We start from the raw sequence: 19,581 nt of genomic DNA on the forward strand, positions 1-19,581 counted from the left end.
CTCGCGCGCTCCTTGTGCTCCGGGTGCGTCGCGGTGGCACCGTCGTGCGCCCTGGTCGGGAGCGGAGGGTCCCGGGATAGTGGCCGTCTGCGACGACTCGGGGGAGGCCGTGAGTGGGGAAGGCGCGTGGTGGGGGCAAGCCGGAGACGTCCGAGTCGGAGACGCTCCTCTTCGGAGGGCCGCTGCGGTACGACATGGGCTGGTCGCAGCATGCCGACGCCTTTCTGGAGCTGAACTTCCGCGCGATGATCCGGCGGCTGCCGTCGCTGCTCGCGTCGAGCTTCCGGCTGGCCTGGCAGGCGGACCGGCGGGCCGCGCGGACCGTGCTGGCCGCCGAGACGGGCCGGGGCCTCGCCCAGGCGGTGAGTCTGCTCGCGGTGAACACGATCCTGGCCCGGCTGATGGCGGACGGCACGGTCGAGGCACGGCTGCGGGAGGCGGTCCCCGCCCTCGTCACCATCGCCGCGGTCATGCTGGTGGCCACGCTGCTGCGGGCCGCGTCGACGTACGCCACGGGCCGTCTGGAACCGAAGGTCGAGCGGGTCGCGACCGAGCTGTACCTGGAGCGGGCGGCGGCGGTGGAGCTGTCCGCGATCGAGGACGACGGCTTCCACAAACTGCTGGACACCGCGAAGTACGGCGCCCAGTCGGCCCGCCGGATGATCAGCTACTCGGCGCGCGTGGTCAACGCGCTGATCTCGCTGATCGCGGCGGCCGGCGTGCTGACCGTGCTGCACCCGGCCCTGCTGCCGCTGCTGGTCACGATGACCCTGCCGAGCGCCTGGAGCTCCCTGACGATCGCCCGCCGCCGCTACACGTCGTTCCACGCCTGGGTGCAGCACGCGCGGGCCGGCTATCTGATCGGTTCCCTGCTGATCGAGCCGGAGGCGGCCCCGGAGATCCGGGTGCACGGCGTCGGCCCGTTCCTGCTGCGCCACTACCGGTCGATGTCGGAGACCGCGGAGGCCGAGCAGGCCCGGCTGGCCCGGCTGGCGGCCCGTACGGGCCTGTACGCGGCCGTGTGGACGGGGCTCGCCACCGTGGCGACGTACGCGACGCTGGGCGGTCTGCTGCTCGCCGGTGCCATGGCGCTGTCCGTGGCGGGCACGGCGGTCCTCGCGATCCGCACGGGGTCGTCGAGCCTGGACACGCTGGTCCTGGAGGTGAACGCGCTGCACGAGGAGGCCCTCTTCGTGGGCGACATGCAGCGGCTGTACGTGGAGGCCGCCAAGCGCGCGATCCCGGAGGGCGGTGATCCGCTGCCTGAGGACCCGCGGGAGATCCGGGTGGAAAACGTGACCTTCACCTATCCGGGCAAGGCCGGCCGGCCCGCGCTCAAGGACGTCACCCTGACCGTGCCCCTCGGCAAGATCGTGGCGCTCGTCGGGGAGAACGGCTCGGGCAAGACGACCCTGGTCAAGCTGCTCGCCGGGCTGTACGCGCCCGACCAGGGCAGGATCATGTGGGACGGCGTGGACGCGGCGGGCGCCGACCGGCGGCAGCTCGCCGAGCGCATCGCGATGGTCGCGCAGGACTTCAAGCGGTGGCCCTTCACCGCCCGCGTCAACTTGGCGATCGGCCGCCCCTCGGCACCGCTGACCGAGGAACGGCTCGCGGCGTCCGTCGCGGAGGCCGGGGCGCAGGACGTGATGGACGATCTGCCGCGCGGCCTCGACACGCTGCTGGGCAAGGGGTTCAGCGGCGGGCACGAGCTGTCGGGCGGGCAGTGGCAGCGGCTGGGGATCGCGCGGGCCGCGTACCGCCGCGGGCGGATCCTCATCGTGGACGAGCCCACGGCCGCCCTGGACGCGCGCGCCGAGCTGGAGGTCTTCGAGAAGATCCGCGCCCTGGCGGGCACCGGTCAGACGGTCGTCCTGATCACCCACCGGCTGGCTTCGGTCCGCCACGCCGACCTCGTGCACGTCCTCGACCAGGGGCGCCTGGTGGAGTCCGGCACCCCGGACGAACTGCTGGCCACGGGCGGGGTGTACGCCGAGCTGTACTCGCTTCAGGCGGAGCAGTTCGCGGCGCGGCTGCCGGCCGAGCGGACCGCCGCGGCGAGGGTTCCCGCGCCCAAGGCGGGGTGACGGTCAGGCCGACGCGGTCGCGGCGGTCTCGGCACCGCGCACGATGACCAGGAACATGTCCGTCGCGATGTCCATGACGACCTCGGCCTGCTGCCCCTCCAGGCGGGCCGCGTGCGCCAGCTCCTCCGCCGGCCACGAGCCGCGCGGTCCACCGGCGGGAAAGCGTCCCAGCACCGTTCGCCCGTTCACCCTGCACCTCCATGTCACGCTGAACCCGTGAGCCCGTAGCCCGCGGCTAGTCAGCTCGTAGATTTAAACGCCAACCATGGGGTGAACGGCTCGCGAAGTGACGGTACTGAGACGTAGTTGACACGAGGTCAACGGCGGATCGTGAGGTGCCTCTCAGAAACCACACATTCCGGTGACGGAGCGTGCCAACACTTGCACTATTTGTCACTCCTCGTGCGTGCCCCGCGTCGCGTCGGCATTGCCGTGGACGAGTACCGGCGGACCGTCCGTTTCATGCGCGCCTCAAAGGGCGCGTCATCGGCTACTCGGGGGCCTTGTCGTAGTTCTGGATCCGGCCGCCGTGGCTGCGGTCGGTGAGTGCGGCCAGGCGGCCCGTCATCTCCCGCACCGTCGCCGGCACGTCGACGGTGAGCAGCTCGCGGTCGCGCATCAGGACACGGCCGTCGACGATCGTGGTGGTGACGTCGGCGGAGCGGGCGCTGTGCACGAGGGTGGCGGCGAGGTCGTGCACGGGCTGGGTGTGCGGGCCGGAGAGGTCAACGAGGACGATGTCGGCCCGCCGGCCGGGCGCGAGGCTGCCGATCGTCTCCCCCAGTCCCACGGCCCGGGCGCTCTGGAGCGTGGCGTGGTGCAGGGCCTGTCGGGAGGTCAGCCAGCGCGGGTCGCCCTCGGTGGCCTTCTGCACGAGCGCGGTGAGGGCCATGGCCTCCCATACGTCGAGGGAGTTGTTGGAGGCGGCGCCGTCCGTGGCGAGTCCGACGGGGACGCCGATGCGGCGCAGGGCGCGCACCGGGGTGGTGGGCCAGGCGAACTTGAGATAGCCGCGGGGCGCGGTCGCGACGGCCACCGGCCCCGTCGCCCGCTCCAGGACCGGCAGGTCGCGCTCGTCGATTCCGGTGCCGTGCGCGATGAGGATGCCCGCGGGGAGGCCGAGCAGTCCGGTGCGTTCCAGGACCTCGATGGGCGTGACGCCGTGCCGGGCGAGGCTGTTGTCGGTCTGGTCGCGGCTCTCCGCGGCGTGCAGGTGCACCGGGAGGTCGTGCGCGCGGGCGAGGTCGGCGGTCGCGGCGAGGTCGGCGTCGTCGACGGTGTAGGGGGCGTGCGGGGCGAGCGCGGTGGTGATGCGACCGCCGGCCGCGCCCCGGTGCCGTAGCGCGAACTCCAGGGACTTCTCGCGCCCCTCGGGTCCCTGGGAGGAGAAGAAGGCCTCCCCCAGATGCGCCCGCAGGCCGGTCTCCTCGACGACGACGGCGACGGTGCCCATGGCGAAGTAGTGGTCGGCGAAGCAGGTCACCCCACCGCGGATCATCTCCGCGCAGGCCAGCCGGGCTCCCAGCTCGACATCCCGCGCCGTCAGGTTGGATTCGACGGGCCAGATGACGTCGTTGAACCACTCCTCGGCCGGCATGTCCTCCGCGATGCCGCGCAGCGCCACCATGGGCGCGTGCGTATGGCAGTTGACGAGCCCCGGCAGGGCGACCTGTCCGCGCGCGTCGATGCGTTCTGCCGTGGGGACGGGGGCCGTCTCCTCCGCCGGTCCGATGCTCGCGATCACCCCCTCCCGTACGACGATCGCGGCGTCCTCGACGAACGCGATCCCCTCGTGCTCGTCGTGGACGAGGGCGGTGCAGCCGGTGATGACGAGCTCGGCAGGGGACAAGGCCGGGGACGAGGCCGAGGAAGGGGCCCGGAGGAGGGGGTGAGGGCGGAGGCGGCGGCGTCATGCCGTCACGGTACGACCGGGAAGGGCTCGGGAAGGGGTGACTCGGGCATCGGGGTGGGTTCCGGCCGCTGCCCGCATCCCGGACGCGGGCGGTCGTGCCGTCGCCGGGCGCCGCTGTCGCCGGGCGTGGCCGCCGCCAAGTCGTGCCGCCGCCCGGACGTCGCCGTCTGCTCGCCCGCCCGCCCCTCGGTCACCTGTCGCCGTCGGCGGCGCCCGGTCGGTCCGGGACGGGTGTTCGGGATCGGCGCCGGGCGCCCGTCACCCCGGCCCGGACGCCACGCGGTCACGCTGTCACGCCGTCAGGCCCGGCTTCCGCAAGAGGTCGGGTGCGGGCGGTGGGGCGGGGAGGCTGATGTCGACGTGCCTTCGGTGGCGGGCGAGTTCGTCGAGGAGGGCGGTGAGCCGCTCGGTGTGATGGCTGCCGAGCCGTCCGGTGTCGTCGAGGTGCACGGCGCAGGCGGTGGTGGTGTCGACCAGCCGCTCGAGAACGGCGGCGATCTCGTCGGTGCCCTCGGTGTGCCGGGCCAGGGCGGGAAGTTCGGCGCCGGAGAGGGCGATCGCGGCGCGGGCCCCTGCGAGCGAGCGGTAGGCCTCGCGGCGCAGCGTCCAGCGGGCGGCCCGCTCGTCGGCCTCGCCCGGCAGGGCCGCCCCGACGGACACGGTGACACCGTTGGGCGTGGACGCGCCGCTCGACGGGGACGGCCCGCCCTTGCCAGGGCCGGCGCCCGGCGTGCGCGCCTCGTGCAGGACGTGCGCGAGATAGGCGTGCGCTGCCGTGCCCGCCTCGGTGAGCCGGGCGCGTACGCCCCCGCCGCGCTGTCCCCTGGGCATCGGCAGGTGTCCGACGATCAGGACGATGGCGCAGGCCAGCAGGGTCTCGGCGATACGGCTCCAGGAGGCCTGGGGATCCCCGCCGACCATGACGAGAGCGAGCACCAGCACGGTGACGACCGCGGTCTGGGCGGCGAAGTGCCGGGTGGCGACGGGGATCAGCGCCCCGCTGACGGCGACCAGGGCGATGAGTCCCTCCGGCCGGGGCAGCACGGCGGCGAATCCGGCGAAGAGCACCGCGCCGAGCACGGTCCCGGCCGCCCGGCACAGCACCCGGGACACGAGCGGCCCCAGATCGGGCTTGACCAGGAAGACGGCGGTGGCGGGCAGCCAGTACCAGTGCTGGTGGTGCAGCGCCTGTGCCACGGCCGCGGCGGCGCCGAAGGACAGGGCGACCCGCAGCCCGTACTCGCGTCCGCCGGAGCCGAGGCCGAGCCGGACGAGTGATCCGAGGGTACGGCGGCGGGTGTGCAGGTCGTGTGGGTCGCCGCCCCGGTCGAAGGTCTCGGCGGCGCGCAGCAGCGCGTCGTCGAGGGCGCGCAGCGCGGGCGCGGAGCGTGCGGGCGCGGGCAGCGGGCCGGTGGCGGTGTTGCCGCGTACGGCCGTGGCGAGCCGCCGGGGTCCTTCGGAGGCGCGGCCGACGACGGCGTCCCCGGCCCAGGCCAGCGCGGTCGCCGCCTCGGCGAGCGGGAGCGCGGCGGTGTACTGGGCGTGCAGGCGGCGTTCGGCCGAGGAACTGGCGTAACGCCGCAGTCGGGGTCCGGCGAGGGCGTCCTGGGCGTGGTCGAGGGCGGCGGTCAGCGCGGCCCGCCGGGCGACGGCGGCAGGGGTGCCGACGGCGTCCAGCAGGGCCGCGATCGCGTCGTACACGGCGGCGACGGCGTCCCGTTCGCCGTCGAAGCGGTAGTCGCCGGCGGTGAGGATCGCGGGGGTGGGCAGCGCGAGGCGCAGCGCGAGCAGCCAGCCGGCGCCGGCGAGGTAGGCGAGCGCCCGCTGCCACCCCGGTTCCGGCAGCGGCATCCCGGCGCCGATGGCGGCCGCGACCAGCAGTTGGGTGCCCGCCCCGGAGGACACGGGCCCGACGGCGCTCATCGCGCCGGCGAGCAGCCCGAGCGCGGTGAGCAGCAGGGTGAGGACGACGGCTCCGGCGTACTGTCCGGCGTACGTGCCGGCGAGGAGCCCCACGGCTCCGGCGAGCGCGGGCGCTCCGAGCCGTTGCACGGCGGCGCGCCTGCTGCCGGGCCGGTCGTTGATGCCGGCGAGCATGGCGCCGAGTGCCGCGAGCACCCCGACGGAGGGGCGCCCCGACACCACGGCGACCAGCAGCAGCGGTCCGCCGGCCAGTGCTCCCCGCAGTACCGCGTTCCAGGGAACGGCCCCGCTGCGCACGCAGGGCGTGGGCGAGCCAGGGCGGTAGGGCGAGAGGGGCGCGGCGGGGCGGGACACGGGGCCCTGTCGTCGGGGAGGGCGAGGGTGTGCCTTCGGGCGACGGTGGCCGGGGCGTTGGTGGTGTGCGTATGCGTGTGCCCTCCACCGTAGGTCCCGGAACTGGAGGAAGTGGGACGCTCGCATTACCGCGATGTGACGATCTCTGTAGAGGCCATGTTCTTTATGAACGCAATAAAGGTGGACCCGGGGGCGTAGCCGGCCCCCGGGCCCTGATATGCCGCCCCTTGGGCACGCCGCGACGGTTGAGAACCCGGGTCAGCATCATGTCGCCGTGTCCTGCCTTTGGACCACCACGCATCGAGCTGCGCGGGCTGGACTTGAACCAGCATTTCGACGTCCGGGGCCTGGGTCCGGTCGTTGCGGCGATCGGCGGCGAATACTGAGCCTGGAGCAATAGTCTGAGATTGATCACGGCCCGTCCCTGAATTCCTGGGCGGGTACGGACCGCTCCGTCACGACAAGCCTCAGCTTCAGCTTGCGCTCCTCGCGCACCCCGCCCGGCTCACAGGCCGACCGGGGAGTTCATGGGGCTACCCGAACTATCCGAACAGGTAGCCGAATACGGCGTCACCGACCCGCTGGTCGACGACGTCCACGCCGTTCGCCTCCTCCCGCGCGAACTTCACGGCCTGCTGCAACTTCTCGACGCGGTCGAGGATCTCGTTCACGCGCCGGGCGGGCAGGGCTCCGGAGAACTTCACGGTCGTCCAGTAGCCGACCGGAATGTCCTCGTAGTACACCTCCACCTGGGCGGGGTGCTTGTCGGTCGCCTCGGCCTTCACATGGTTGCGCGGCACCTTCTTCGTCCGCACCGTCCGCACGGCCTCGGTCTTCCAGGCATCGGTGGACGGATCCTGCGCCCACGCCTCGGAGGCATCGAGCACGGGCAGCTTCCGCACGAGCGTGTTGATCTCCCCGAGCTGCTTCTCCAGGAAGAGCAGATAGGCGACGGGCACGTCGGCGACGAGCACCCGGCCCTCCACCTTCACGTCCGCCCGCGCGGTGCAGTTGGCCCAGTCCTTGGTGGCGGTCGCGTCGAACAGTCGCGTGAGAACTCCCGCCGTCTCCCGCAACACGTCCTCCGCCCGCACCTGCACCCGGGTCGACTCGGGCGGCAACTGCTCGCCCTCCTCGTCCTTCGGCTGATAGGTACGCGCGATACCGGCCAGCAACGCCGGCTTCTGCAGTCCGTGATGAGCGGCCGTCAGGTCCTGCTGGGACTTGGACTTGACGCCTTTCTCCACTGCGATGATCTGATTGAGTTTCGCCACGCGGAGGACGGTAACAGCGGAACAGGCCTCTTTTCGAAGGATTATTTCGGAGCACCATCGGAGCAGCATTTCGCAGCGCTATTCGGCACGTGGGAGGCCTGGATGGGACATCTGGACGAACGAGTGGCGATCGTCACCGGTGACGCGGGCGGGATCGGATCCGCGGTGGCGCGTGCGCGTCTCCTCACGGCGGAGGGCGCCGACGTGGCGGTCGCCGACGTCCGCGGCGACGCGGCGGCGGAACTGGCGGCGGAGCTCGGCGGGCGGTGGCCGAGGTGGAGCGGACCTGAGACCGGTGTCGGTGCTGGTGAACAACGCGGGGATCGCCGGGTGGGGCTCGATGGAGCAGCAGTCCCTCGCCTCGTTCCGCCGCGTCCTCGACGTCGATCTGCGGGGTCCGTGGCTGGGCATGCGCGCGGTGGCGCCCTCGCTGCGCCGGGCCGGGGGCGGGGTGACGTGAACATCTCCTCCCTGGCCGGGCTGACCTCGTACGCGGGCATCGACGCGTACGCCGCGAGCAAATGGGGCCTGCGCGGGCTCACGAGGACGGCGGCGCTGGAGCTGGCCCCCGATGACGGCCGGATTCGGCGGCGCCGGCACGGCCGGGCAGCCCCTCCTCCGGTTCGGGGAACCCGAGGAGGTCGCGCGCATGGTGCTCTTCGTCATCGCCGACGCCACGTTCTCGACGGGCTCCGAATTCGTCCTGGACGGCGGCATCCTGGCGGGTCAGCCCACCGTCGTGCCGTCGGACGACTGACCGGCGCGCTCCCCCACACCCTTGTCGCAGCTGCCGGCCCCGGCTCCCGGCTTGGCTCCCGGCGCCCCCTTCGCCCCTCCGCACTCCGGCCCTGCGCACTCCACCCCTCCGGCCCACCGGCCGCCGGAATTCGGATGCGGCGGGGTGGGCGGGAGGCGGATGATCGGCAGGTTGTCGTCCCCCGCCTTCTTCCCCAGTCCTCCCCGGGAGCAATGATGATCCGGCGCACCGTCGTCCCCAGCCTCTTCTCTCCGCCCGTCTACGCGCACGCGTCCGTCGTCGAGGCCGGGACGAAGCTCGCCTTCCTCGCCGGTTCCGTCCCGCTGGACGCCGACGGGAAACTGGTCGGGGAGGGCGATCCGGTGCGGCAGGCCGAGCAGGTGCTGGCCAACCTCGGGGAGCAACTACGGGCGGTGGGCAGCGACTTCGAGCATGTCGCCTACACCGACGTGTACGTCGTGAGCAGTGAGCCGGCCGTCCTCTCCGCCGTCTGGGACATCGTGGAGGCGTCCGGCCTCAGCGTCGGCCCCCACTCCTCGACCCTCCTCGGTGTGGCCTGCCTCGGCTACACCGGCCAGCTGGTGGAGATCACGGCGACGGCGGTGGTCCCGGAGGCCCCGGCCCCGTAAGGGACGCGGGGAACTGCGCGACCAACCCACGCGAACCCGAGGTGATCTTCTACGGCGGGCCGGAACCCCGGTGAACCCCGACCAGGCCTCTGCCTAGAAGGCTCATGAAGATCTTGGGCGCGGGGGCGTTCACGGGGGTCTCGCGGAGCGCGGGCACCGCGGCGGCGGACGCACCCCTCGACACTCCGTTCACCCCCGTCACCACGCCGCACCTGGTGGAGGCCGGGCGGATGGTGCACTACCGGCGGCTGCCGGCGGCGGGCCATCTGTCAGGCGGCCTCGTCGGGCACTGGCCGCCGGGAACGGCACGGGCGCCGACCGCTCCGGCCTCGCCCCCTGGACCGCACCGTCGGCGCCCGGCCCATCTCGGCGGCCCGTGTCGTCCGGCGCCCGGCCGTTCCCGGCGGCCCCGGTCCTGTGACGCTCAGCCGTTCCCGGCGTAGCGGTCCGTGGCCGCCACCAGCATCTCCACCATGTCCGGCGCGCCCGCGTCGTGCCCCACGTCGTCGACGAGGATCAACTCGCTGCCGGGCCAGGCGTGGTGGAGCCGCCAGACGACACCGAGGAGGTTGCCGAGGTCGAGGCTGCCCTGGACGAGGGTGCCCGGGATGCCCTTGAGCAGCGGGGCGTCACGCAGGACCACACCGTCCTCGCCGCCGCCGTCGCCGAGGAAGTGGCCGTTGCCCCAGTAGTGGGTGACGGTACGGGCGAAGCCGTAGCGGAAGACCGGGTCCTCGTAACGCGGCACGGAGCGGGGCGGCTGCGCCGCGATCGCCGTCTCCCAGTCCGTCCAGGCCCGCGCGGCCCGCGCCCGCACGGCCTCGTCGGGCGACTCGAGCAACCGGTTGTAGGCGGTCGGCAGATTCCCGTCCCGCTCCTCCTCCGGCAGCTCGGCCAGGAACCGTGCGAACGCCTCCGGGAAGAACTGCCCCAGTCCCCTGGTCAGCAGGGCGACTTCGGCGTCGGACCCGGTGGCGACACCGGTGAGGACCAGCTCCGTCACGGCCTCCGGGAGCGTCTGGGCGTACCGCAGGCCGAGCGCCGACCCCCACGACACACCCCACACCAGCCACCGCCCGATCCCGAGGTGCCCTCGCAGCAGCTCCAGGTCGGCGATCAGCCGGTCCGTGGTGTTGACGCCCATGTCGGTCTCGTACGCGCTCGCCGGCGGCGTCGAACGCCCGCAGCCCCGCTGGTCGAGCAGCACGATCCGGTACGCCTCGGGGTCGAAGAGCCGGGGGAACCAGGCGTTGGCCCGGGAACCCGGCCCGCCGTGCAGCACGACCGCGGGCTTTCCCCGCGGATTTCCGCAGACCTCCCAGTACACGCGGTTGCCGTCCCCGACATCGAGCATGCCGTGGTCGTACGGTTCGATCTCCGGATAGAGAGGCATTGCGTGACCCTAACCGGCGTACGCGGAGGCCGACAGCCGGTTTTCCGCAGGGGGGCGCACCTTCCCCGCGACTACGTCGCGAGCGTCAGGCCCGCCGACCGCGCCGCCGTCCGCAGGACGTCCCGCAGCATGGCGGGGGTCAGGCGGCCGGTGAACGTGTTGCGCTGGCTGACGTGGAAGCAGCCGAAGAGGTCGAGCCCGTCGAGTGGTACGTGGGTGCCGTGCCCGAAGACGGGCCGGGGCCGGGGCACGTCCCAGCCGGCCTCGGCGAGCGCGGGCAGCGCGGCCTGCCAGCCGAAGGCACCGAGCACGACGACGGCCCGCAGCGTCGGCCGCAACAGCTCCAGCTCCCCGACCAGCCACGGCCGACAGGTGTCGCGTTCCTCGGGCGTCGGCTTGTTGGCGGGCGGCGCGCAGTGCACGGGTGAGGTGATGCGTACGCCGTACAGCTCCAGCCCGTCGTCCACGGCGACCGCCGTGGCGCGCGAGGCCAGGCCCACGTCGTGCAGCGCCGCGTACAGGACGTCGCCCGAGCGGTCGCCGGTGAACATCCGCCCCGTCCGGTTCGCCCCGTGCGCGGCCGGAGCGAGTCCGACGATCAGCAGCGCGGCGTCGGACGGCCCGAAGCCCGGTACCGGCCGCCCCCAGTACTCCTGGTCGGCGAACGCTGCCCGCCGGGTGCGCGCCACCTCTTCCCGCCACTCGACCAACCGGGGACAGGCCCGGCATCCGGTGATCCGCGCGTCCAGCGCGGCCAGCCCGGTGCCCTTCCGCCGCCCGCACCGCCTCCGTTTACCACCACGCCGCCACCATCGCTGCCGCCGCCGTCCATTCCTCCACGGTACGTCCGGTGATCGCCTCCCCCGTGCGGCGGGCCGGGAGCTAAGGTCGAGGCATGGCTTCTGAAGGTACGCAGGAGCGGGCGGAGGATCCGGCCGCGACGAGCGGGGGCTCCGACAGGTCTGCGGCGGCGTCGGCCGAGGCGGCCCGACCGGCGAGCGGCGAGAGCGTGCGCGTCGACAGCTGGATCTGGTCCGTGCGCCTGGTCAAGACCCGTTCGATGGGCGCCACCGCCTGCCGGGGCGGCCACGTCCGCGTCAACGGCGAACGCGTCAAGCCCGCGTACGCGGTGCGCGTCGGCGACGAGGTCCGACTGCGCCAGGCCGGGGGCCACGAGCGGATCGTGATCGTGCGGCGTCTGATCCGCAAGCGGGTCGGCGCGCCCGTCGCCGCCGAGTGCTACGTCGACAACTCCCCGCCGCCCCGCCCGCGAGGTCGTCGCCCCCGCGGGCATCCGTGACCGGGGCACGGGCCGCCCGACCAAGCGCGACCGGCGGGACATGGAGCGCCTGCGGGGCCTGGCCGAGGCGGCCAACGCCGACCGTCACCGCCGCCCCACCTGATCCGTCACGACGATCACGCCCGGCGGCCGCGCGCGAGCTTCGTCAGGCCGGTCGCGTCCTGGCGTCGCACCCAGGCGATCAGGGCGAGCGGCACGATCAGGATGAGCGGTGTCGCCGCGTACTCCCCGTCGAAGGCGGTGATCTGCGTGATGAACGCCCCCACCATCAGGGCGCTCAGCGACACCGCCGCGACCGGAGCCAGCACGGGCACCAACAGCCCGACGGCACCTGCCAGTTCGAGCAGGCCGATGGCGTACATCCCCGCGCTGCCCCAGCCGAGCGTGTCGAAGGACTCGACGGCCGACGGGTGTGCGATCAGCTTGGGCAACGCGCTCGCGAACCCGAAGAACAGCGCGAGCGCGATCTGCAGCGCGCGCAGCGAGATGCGCGCGCCCTTGCCGCGCGCGGTGGCCTCGGTACGGACGACGGGAGCGGTGGTCTCGGTCATGGGATCTCCTGTGTGAAGCGGTTGAGGGTGCGCTGTCACAGAGGTAGACCGGGCCACTCCCCCGAACTCATCGCCGCCCGAACGGAATTCACGCCGAGATTCCCGCCCCGGTCGGGCCGCTCACCCCACGGGCACCGCCTTCACCCAGATCCGGTCCTCCGTCAGATACCGGTCCACCGTCAGCCCCGACTCCGCCAGCGCCTCCTCGAACTGCTCCCTGGTCAGGGGGCGTGAGCGGAACGTCTGGGTCCATTCGCCGTCCGGGAAGAAGCACTCCGCGCACACCGAGTGGACCCCGTCCCCGATCGGTTCGGTCGACGCTATGCGGACGGTGAAGCCTCGGGGATCGACCCGTTCCCGGGGGACGTTGGTGTGATAGTCCTCCCCCTCGCGCTGGATCAGTACGAAGCCGTCGTCCGCGAGGTGCCGCAGACAGGTCGCGAGCATCCCCCGCCGCACCTCGGGGTCCCCGGTGTGGACGAGGAAGGAGGCGAGCAGCACCACGTCGAACTTCTCGCCGAGGTCGAGTTCCTCGATCGAGGCGTGCACCGTGCGGGCACCGCGCACCCGCTCCAGCATCTCCGCCGACTCGTCGACGGCCGTGACGGTGAACCCCCGCTCGATCAGGGGGTGGGTCATCCGGCCCACCCCGCAGCCCAGTTCGAGAATGCGCGCACCCTCGGGCGCGACGCCCGCGATCACCTCCGGTTCGTCGCCCACCGGCAGCCGCGTGTACAGCTCGACCGCGCAGCCGTCCGGGGTGATCGCTCCGGACCCGGTCCCCTCGTACCCTTCACGCATCTGAATGCTCATATCCGTCCAACGGCCGGGCGCGCAAGGGCCGTTCCTGTCATGCATCACCCGATGGGGTGAACCCTGCCCGGTCGTGCCCCGGCGCCCCGGCTCGGGCGGACCGCGCGTACCTCACCAGGCGAACCAGCCGTGCCCGCTGTACCAGTGCCCGCCCGCGCGCAGATGATCGCCCACGGCCCGTTCGAGACGCGTGCGGCGCGGCAGGGTCTCCACCGGCAGGTCGGGGTCCCCGAACACGAAACGGACCGGCAGGTGGTCCTCGGGTTCGCCGGTGCCGCCGGCGACCCGGAACCGCTGCTGGAACCGGACGATGTTGGAGTCCGCCGGCAGGTACCGGGCCAGCTGCGGGTCGAGGAGCCAGGAGTGGCAGCAGCCCGCCGTGTACCGCTCCTCGGGGAAGCGCCGGGCGAAGAAGTCATGGGCCGACGCCAGCGACCTGTCGCACGCCTGCGGGGTCAGGGGCCCCGCGTAGTCGGGGATGTGCAGGTCGAGGCAGGGTTCCCCGGGCCCCAGGGCGAGGCCCGCCGCCGCCAGCGCGACACCCTCCCGTCCGCCCACCCGGGCTCGCTGGTACTGCAGCCGGCCGAGCTGGAACAGCTCCCCGTGGAAGTGCAGCGAGAACCAGGTCGGCGCGACCAGCCCGCCCACGCCGTACCGCCGACGGTGCAGCACCAGGCCGCGGCCCAGGTCGGCGAGGGTGCGCCGGGAGACGTCGTCGGGGATCCCGCGCTCCCGGTGGTACGCGCGCACATACGGGAGGGCCGCCACGAAGACGTACACGTGGAGGTAGCGGCCGAGCGGGCCCGACTCCAGGGGCAGCGGCAGGAGCCTCGACCCCTTGCCGACCTTCCCCATGTCCCGCACCAGAGCGTCGACGCACCGCCCGAACAGCCAGGCAGCACCCTCGTCGGCCGTCAGCGTGCGGCGCAACGCGATCAGGTCGTTGACGTCCTCGTACGGCACGGCGAGGTCCAGCAGCGCGTCGACCAGTTCGTCCTCGGTGTCCGGCAGCCGCGCGTCCGCCGCGGAACCGCTCCCGCTCTCCTCCAGGCTCCGCAGCCAGTCGGCGAGCCTCTCGTCCGCCCGCACCGCGTCCAACAGCGCCATCGTCTCCCCGTTCGCTCGGTCTCCTGGAGAAACGCGTGGGAGGGGGAGTACGTTTCCGAGTAGGACGAGGAGGAGTGGCGATCCGATGCGTACCGGCAGTGAACCGACGACAGCGCGCAGTCCTCTGCGGATGCGGCTCTGGCTGAGCGTATGGGGCCTGATCTGGGCGATCGCCGGGACAGCGGCGTTCGCTCTGGCCGGTCGTCCCGGCTGGGCCGTCGCCTGCGGAGTGCTGTGGCTGATCGTCACCGTCGACCTGGTGATGGTCGTGCGCCACATCCGTCAGGGCCCGCACTACCAGCCGGGCCGCGACATCCCACCCTACGACCCGCCGGGGCCCCACCCGTAGCGGCGGGCCCGGCCGTCAGGAGTCGAACCGGGCCGCTTCCACGTACTGCGGGTTCGGGTCGAGGGCCGCGGCGAGCCGGAAGTGGCGCTTGGCCTGGTCGGGGCGGGCCTGGCGCTGATAGGTGCGGGCCAGGGCGAAGTGCGCGAACGCGTTGTCCGGTTCACGCTCCAGGACGATCGTGAACTCCAGTTCGGCGGGCCGCAGTTGGGCCGCGGCGAAGAAGGCGCGGGCACGCAGCAGCCGGGCGGCCGTGTTCTCGGGGTGCTCGGCTATGACTCGGTCGAGCAGCTTGACCGCGCCCCGCGGGTCGTTCGCGGCGAGCAGCTGCTCGGCGGCGCGGAAGTCGATGACATGCGTCTGAGGGCTACGTCCGGTGGAACCGCTGGTCTCGGGCACGGCTGAGTCCTTCCCTTGCTGGGACGGTTCAACGCCCCCTGGGACCCCGCTATTCCTGCGTGTGTTCGGTTTGCTCGTGGGCCGCGTGGGCCCTCCTGGTGAGGTCCGCCCACACCTCCCGCACCCGTCGCCGCAGCGCGTCGAGGGGGACGTCGTTGTCGACGACGATGTCCGCGATCTCCAGCCGCTTCTCGCGGGTCGCCTGGGCGGCCATGCGCGCGCGGGCGTCCTCCTCCGTCATGCCGCGCAGGCGTACCAGCCGGTCGAGCTGCGTCTCCGGGGCCACGTCCACGACGACCACCAGGTCGTACAGCGGGGCGAGGCCGTTCTCGGCGAGCAGGGGGACGTCGTGGACGACGACGGAGTCCTCGGCGGCGGCGCTCTCCAGCTCTCTGGAGCGGGCGCCCACCAGCGGGTGCACGATCGCGTTCAGCGCGGCGAGCTTCTCCGGGTCCGCGAACACGAGGGAGCCCAGCTTGGGGCGGTCCAGGCTCCCGTCGGGCGCGAGGACGCCCTCGCCGAAGGTCTCGACGACCGCCGCGAGCCCGGGGGTGCCCGGTGCGACGACCTCGCGCGCGATGCGGTCGGCGTCGATCAGTACGGCGCCGCACTCCACCAGCAGCCGCGACACCTCGCTCTTGCCGGCCCCGATGCCGCCGGTCAGACCCACTTTCAGCATGCCCGGCAGCTTAGGGGGTGTTTTGAAGTCCCGCACAGCACCCACGGCGCCCGGCACGTGCCCTCGCCGCACCGGCCAAAGACCCAAGTAGCTCCGCTACGAGGGCTTTCGTCCGGCACGCCGAGAGCACGCACCGGACACCGCGGGCACCGCACTGGACTTCAAAACACCCCCTAGGCCCTGGCCGAGGAGGCCGGTAGGCGGGAGGTGGACGGTGGGCGGGTTCAGCCGTCGCCCTCCCGCTCCGCGAGGAACTTCTCGAACTCCCGTCCGATCTCGTCGGCGGAGGGGATGTCGACGGGCTCGGCGAGCATGTTGCCCCGGGTCTCGGCGCCCGCGGCGGCGTCGTACTGGTGCTCCAGGCCCTGTACGAGGGCGACCAGTTCCTCGTCGCCCTCCCGGATCTGCCGGTCGATCTCCGTCTGGGTGCGGTGCGCCTCCGTGCGCAGGGCGTGGGCGACGGAGGGCAGCACCAGGCCGGTGGCGGCCGTGACGGCCTCCAGGACGGACAGGGCGGCGTCCGGGTAGGGCGAGCGGGCGATGTAGTGCGGGACGTGCGCGGCGACGCCCAGCACGTCGTGCCCGGCCTCCATGAGGCGGTACTCCACGAGGGACTCGGCGCTGCCGGGCACCTGGGCCTCCTCGAAGGGGCTGCGGTGTCCGGGGACGAGCTCGGCCCGGTTGCCGTGCGGGGTCAGGCCCACCGGGCGGGTGTGCGGGACGCCCATGGGGATGCCGTGGAAGTTGACCGACAGGCGGACGCCGAGCCGTTCCACGATCTGCTGGACGGCGGCCGCGAAACGCTCCCACTCCACGTCCGGCTCGGGGCCCGACAGCAGCAGGAACGGCGCTCCGGTGGCGTCCTGGACGAGCCGCACCTCCAGGGCCGGCACCTCGTAGTCGGTCCAGCGGTCGCGCTTGAACGTCAGCAGCGGGCGGCGAGCCCGGTAGTCCACGAGCCGGTCGTGGTCGAAGCGGGCCACCACCTGGTGGGGAGTTGAGCCGAGGAGCCGTTCGACGATCTGGTCGCCCGTCTCACCCGCGTCGATGTATCCGTCGAAGTGGTAGAGCATGACAAGTCCCGCCGACTCCTGGGCGAGCGCCATGTCGACGACTGCCAGGCCGTTCGGCTCCCATGCGTACAAACCCTGCGGATCAAGCACTGTGAACGCTCCTCCTCGTGTTCGTAGTCGACAACGCGGGAGCGGGTCCGGGCATTCCCGGAACGTGCTGCGAACACGGCCCGCCCGGGACGCACTTCGGGCCCGCATCCGGAGGGATGCGGGCCCGAGGTGTTATCGGCTAAGGCTCAGCCGTGTGCGTTCAGCTCTGGCCGCCGGCCAGCTTCTCGCGGAGCGCGGCGAGGGCCTCGTCCGAGGCGAGCGCGCCGGAGGTGTCCGCACCCTCGGAGGAGTAGGAGCCACCACCCGCGGCCGGAGCCGCACCCGCGGCGTCGCCGCCCTCGGCCGCGGCAGCGGCGTCGGCCTCGCGGGACTTGATGACCTGGGCCTGGTGCTGCTCGAAGCGCTGCTGCGCCTCGGCGTACTGGCCCTCCCAAGCCTCGCGCTGGGTCTCGTAGCCCTCGAGCCAGTCGTTGGTCTCGGGGTCGAAGCCCTCGGGGTAGATGTAGTTGCCCTGGTCGTCGTAGGACGCGGCCATGCCGTACAGGGTCGGGTCGAACTCGACCGAGGCCGGGTCCGAACCGAAGGACTCGTTGGCCTGCTTGAGGGACAGCGAGATCCGGCGACGCTCCAGGTCGATGTCGATGACCTTGACGAAGATCTCGTCGTTGACCTGGACGACCTGCTCCGGGATCTCCACGTGGCGCTCGGCCAGCTCGGAGATGTGGACCAGACCCTCGATGCCCTCGTCCACGCGGACGAACGCACCGAACGGAACCAGCTTCGTGACCTTGCCGGGCACGACCTGGCCGATCTGGTGGGTCCGGGCGAACTGCTGCCACGGGTCTTCCTGGGTCGCCTTCAGCGACAGGGAGACGCGCTCGCGGTCCATGTCGACGTCGAGGACCTCGACCGTGACCTCCTGGCCGACCTCGACGACCTCGGAGGGGTGGTCGATGTGCTTCCAGGACAGCTCGGAGACGTGGACCAGACCGTCGACGCCACCCAGGTCCACGAAGGCACCGAAGTTGACGATCGAGGAGACCACGCCGGAGCGGACCTGACCCTTCTGGAGGGTCGTGAGGAACGTCTGGCGGACCTCGGACTGGGTCTGCTCCAGCCAGGCACGGCGGGACAGGACCACGTTGTTGCGGTTCTTGTCCAGCTCGATGATCTTCGCCTCGAGCTCCTTGCCCACGTAGGGCTGGAGGTCGCGGACACGACGCATCTCGACGAGGGAGGCCGGCAGGAAGCCACGGAGGCCGATGTCGAGGATGAGACCACCCTTGACGACCTCGATGACGGTACCGGTGACGATGCCGTCCTCTTCCTTGATCTTCTCGATGGTGCCCCAGGCACGCTCGTACTGGGCGCGCTTCTTCGAGAGGATCAGGCGGCCTTCCTTGTCCTCCTTCTGGAGAACAAGGGCTTCGATCTCGTCACCGACGGCGACGACCTCGTTGGGGTCGACGTCGTGCTTGATCGACAGCTCGCGGCTCGGGATGACACCTTCGGTCTTGTAACCGATGTCGAGCAGGACCTCGTCCCGGTCGACCTTCACGATGACGCCGTCGACGATGTCGCCGTCGTTGAAGTACTTGATCGTCTCGTCGATCGCGGCGAGGAAGGCTTCCTCGTTACCGATGTCGTTGACCGCAACCTGCGGGGTGGTGGCGGTGGTCTCGGTGCTGCTCGTCATGTGGGAAAGGGCTCCGGTACGGACATTGAAGTCGTAGGTACTGCTACGCCGGGAGCCCGTATCGCTCTGAAGAAGCCGGACAGCCAAGGAAGCGCCACATGACGAAAAGCCAATGGCGCCTCGAAAACCGAGGGGACATACGACAGATGCGAGCGCAGCCTGCTACGTCTGAGGTGCGCAGGCCCGCAGCGCAACTTGTAGCATACGGGGGCAGCCAGGCAGGGTCAATGCGCGAAGGCGCACACCCGGGGCGGAACGCCGCATACCCGGCACAAAACCTGTCCCATGAGGCCACGCAGGCCTGGGAGACCCCTTTCGTGTCACCGCCGGAGCGGGTCGCGGCACGCAGGTTACGGAAGAGTACGACGAGGGAGCCGATCATCCAAGAGCCCGAAGTCCACGAAGCCGACGCGGCCCACGGGGCCGGCGGGACGTCCGAGGCGGACGAACCGGAGGCCACCCGCCGCGACGCCGGGGTGACGGAGAGTTCCCGGGCCAACCGGGGCTGGTGGGACCGGAACGCCGACGACTACCAGGTCGAGCACGGCACGTTCCTCGGCGACGACCGTTTCGTGTGGGGCCCGGAGGGGCTCGACGAGGTGGAGGCGGAGCTGCTGGGGCCGCCCGAGGAGCTGAAGGGCAAGGACGTCCTGGAGATCGGCGCCGGTGCCGCGCAGTGCGCGCGCTGGCTGGCCGCCCAGGGGGCCCGTCCGGTGGCCCTGGACCTCTCCCACCGGCAGTTGCAGCACGCGCTGCGCATCGGGAGCTCGTTCCCCCTGGTGTGCGCCGACGCCGGCGATCTGCCCTTCGCGGACGCCTCCTTCGACCTGGCGTGCTCGGCGTACGGGGCGCTGCCCTTCGTCGCCGACCCGGTGCGGGTGCTGCGGGAGGTCCGCCGCGTCCTGCGCCCAGGGGGCCGTTTCGTCTTCTCGGTGACCCATCCGATCCGCTGGGCCTTCCCCGACGAGCCCGGCCCCGAGGGTCTGTCCGTCTCCGGCTCCTACTTCGACCGCACGCCGTACGTCGAGCAGGACGAGCGGGGGCGGGCGGTGTACGTGGAGCACCACCGCACGATCGGCGACCGTGTCCGGGACGTCGTGGCCGCGGACTTCCGGCTGGTCGACCTGGTCGAGCCGGAGTGGCCCGCCTGGAACTCCTCCGAGTGGGGAGGCTGGTCCCCGCTGCGCGGCAACCTGATCCCGGGGACGGCGATCTTCGTGTGCGAGCGGGACTGACC

General features: G+C 72.2%; 18 protein-coding genes and 3 pseudogenes. 8 read left to right on the forward strand and 13 right to left on the reverse strand.

Annotated features, from left to right (window positions below):
• The first annotated feature begins 113 nt into the window (after window positions 1-113).
• A complete protein-coding gene (locus E4N62_RS14640) occupies window positions 114-2,087 on the forward strand; it encodes an ABC transporter ATP-binding protein (protein ID WP_230214669.1) in 1,974 nt (657 codons plus the stop codon).
• Between the two features lie 3 nt (window positions 2,088-2,090).
• On the opposite strand, the gene E4N62_RS14645 is transcribed toward E4N62_RS14640, so the two are convergent.
• The 4 genes and pseudogenes from E4N62_RS14645 to E4N62_RS14660 form a co-directional block, all read right to left on the reverse strand.
• Window positions 2,091-2,276: a hypothetical protein gene (locus E4N62_RS14645; RefSeq protein WP_045555207.1), complete on the reverse strand. Its 186-nt coding sequence runs from the start codon at window positions 2,274-2,276 to the stop codon at window positions 2,091-2,093.
• 301 nt (window positions 2,277-2,577) lie between these two features.
• A complete protein-coding gene (locus tag E4N62_RS14650) occupies window positions 2,578-3,936 on the reverse strand; it encodes an amidohydrolase (protein WP_230214671.1) in 1,359 nt (452 codons plus the stop codon).
• 354 nt (window positions 3,937-4,290) lie between these two features.
• Window positions 4,291-6,223: pseudogene (locus E4N62_RS14655) on the reverse strand (FUSC family protein).
• 595 nt (window positions 6,224-6,818) lie between these two features.
• A complete protein-coding gene (locus tag E4N62_RS14660; protein ID WP_230214674.1) occupies window positions 6,819-7,550 on the reverse strand; it encodes a hypothetical protein in 732 nt (243 codons plus the stop codon).
• Window positions 7,551-7,845: 295 nt separating this feature from the next.
• On the opposite strand from E4N62_RS14660, the gene E4N62_RS14665 reads away from it, so the two are divergent.
• From E4N62_RS14665 to E4N62_RS14675, 4 genes and pseudogenes are all read left to right on the forward strand, one after another.
• Window positions 7,846-8,010 (forward strand): SDR family oxidoreductase, encoded by a 165-nt coding sequence (locus E4N62_RS14665; RefSeq protein WP_308185033.1) that lies wholly within the window; start codon window positions 7,846-7,848, stop codon window positions 8,008-8,010.
• A pseudogene (locus E4N62_RS48675) lies at window positions 8,007-8,069 on the forward strand (hypothetical protein); the annotation flags it as partial. The gene E4N62_RS14665 and the pseudogene E4N62_RS48675, both read left to right, overlap by 4 nt.
• Window positions 8,070-8,121: 52 nt before the next feature.
• Window positions 8,122-8,307, forward strand: coding sequence for a hypothetical protein (locus tag E4N62_RS14670; protein WP_230214887.1), 186 nt, complete (start codon window positions 8,122-8,124; stop codon window positions 8,305-8,307).
• 215 nt (window positions 8,308-8,522) lie between these two features.
• Entirely contained in the window at window positions 8,523-8,936 is a 414-nt protein-coding gene (locus tag E4N62_RS14675; protein WP_230214873.1) for a RidA family protein, read from the forward strand.
• A gap of 424 nt (window positions 8,937-9,360) precedes the next feature.
• Here the strand turns inward: E4N62_RS14675 and pip are convergent, their stop codons facing one another.
• On the reverse strand, window positions 9,361-10,329 hold the full coding sequence (gene pip, locus E4N62_RS14680) for a prolyl aminopeptidase (RefSeq protein WP_230214677.1): 969 nt from the start codon (window positions 10,327-10,329) through the stop codon (window positions 9,361-9,363).
• A 71-nt stretch (window positions 10,330-10,400) separates the two neighbouring features.
• On the reverse strand, window positions 10,401-11,087 hold the full coding sequence (locus E4N62_RS14685) for a uracil-DNA glycosylase (RefSeq protein WP_230214875.1): 687 nt from the start codon (window positions 11,085-11,087) through the stop codon (window positions 10,401-10,403).
• A gap of 137 nt (window positions 11,088-11,224) precedes the next feature.
• On the opposite strand from E4N62_RS14685, the pseudogene E4N62_RS14690 reads away from it, so the two are divergent.
• Window positions 11,225-11,732: pseudogene (locus tag E4N62_RS14690) on the forward strand (RNA-binding S4 domain-containing protein).
• 13 nt (window positions 11,733-11,745) lie between these two features.
• Here E4N62_RS14690 and E4N62_RS14695 read toward each other — a convergent pair.
• The 3 genes from E4N62_RS14695 to E4N62_RS14705 form a co-directional block, all read right to left on the reverse strand.
• The gene (locus E4N62_RS14695) at window positions 11,746-12,180 is read right to left on the reverse strand and encodes a DoxX family protein (RefSeq protein WP_230214680.1); all 435 of its coding nucleotides are present in this window, start codon (window positions 12,178-12,180) and stop codon (window positions 11,746-11,748) included.
• A 120-nt stretch (window positions 12,181-12,300) separates the two neighbouring features.
• A complete protein-coding gene (locus E4N62_RS14700) occupies window positions 12,301-12,981 on the reverse strand; it encodes a bifunctional 2-polyprenyl-6-hydroxyphenol methylase/3-demethylubiquinol 3-O-methyltransferase UbiG (protein WP_230214682.1) in 681 nt (226 codons plus the stop codon).
• 123 nt (window positions 12,982-13,104) lie between these two features.
• Entirely contained in the window at window positions 13,105-14,100 is a 996-nt protein-coding gene (locus E4N62_RS14705) for an acyltransferase domain-containing protein (protein ID WP_230214684.1), read from the reverse strand.
• Between the two features lie 85 nt (window positions 14,101-14,185).
• On the opposite strand from E4N62_RS14705, the gene E4N62_RS14710 reads away from it, so the two are divergent.
• Entirely contained in the window at window positions 14,186-14,449 is a 264-nt protein-coding gene (locus E4N62_RS14710) for a DUF6343 family protein (protein WP_230214694.1), read from the forward strand.
• Window positions 14,450-14,464: 15 nt separating this feature from the next.
• Here the strand turns inward: E4N62_RS14710 and E4N62_RS14715 are convergent, their stop codons facing one another.
• The 4 genes from E4N62_RS14715 to rpsA form a co-directional block, all read right to left on the reverse strand.
• Complete coding sequence (locus tag E4N62_RS14715; protein ID WP_045555218.1) at window positions 14,465-14,845, reverse strand: tetratricopeptide repeat protein; 381 nt, start codon at window positions 14,843-14,845, stop codon at window positions 14,465-14,467.
• 49 nt (window positions 14,846-14,894) lie between these two features.
• On the reverse strand, window positions 14,895-15,524 hold the full coding sequence (coaE, locus tag E4N62_RS14720) for a dephospho-CoA kinase (protein ID WP_230214697.1): 630 nt from the start codon (window positions 15,522-15,524) through the stop codon (window positions 14,895-14,897).
• 224 nt (window positions 15,525-15,748) lie between these two features.
• The gene (locus tag E4N62_RS14725; protein WP_230214700.1) at window positions 15,749-16,687 is read right to left on the reverse strand and encodes a PAC2 family protein; all 939 of its coding nucleotides are present in this window, start codon (window positions 16,685-16,687) and stop codon (window positions 15,749-15,751) included.
• Window positions 16,688-16,847: 160 nt separating this feature from the next.
• Window positions 16,848-18,344, reverse strand: coding sequence for a 30S ribosomal protein S1 (gene rpsA, locus E4N62_RS14730; RefSeq protein ID WP_184895379.1), 1,497 nt, complete (start codon window positions 18,342-18,344; stop codon window positions 16,848-16,850).
• A gap of 317 nt (window positions 18,345-18,661) precedes the next feature.
• Here rpsA and E4N62_RS14735 point away from each other — a divergent pair, with 317 nt between their 5' ends.
• Window positions 18,662-19,579: a class I SAM-dependent methyltransferase gene (locus tag E4N62_RS14735; protein WP_230214877.1), complete on the forward strand. Its 918-nt coding sequence runs from the start codon at window positions 18,662-18,664 to the stop codon at window positions 19,577-19,579.
• Window positions 19,580-19,581 lie beyond the last annotated feature (2 nt).

Source organism: Streptomyces sp. MNU76, assembly GCF_020982545.1.
Taxonomy (GTDB): Bacteria; Actinomycetota; Actinomycetes; order Streptomycetales; family Streptomycetaceae; genus Streptomyces.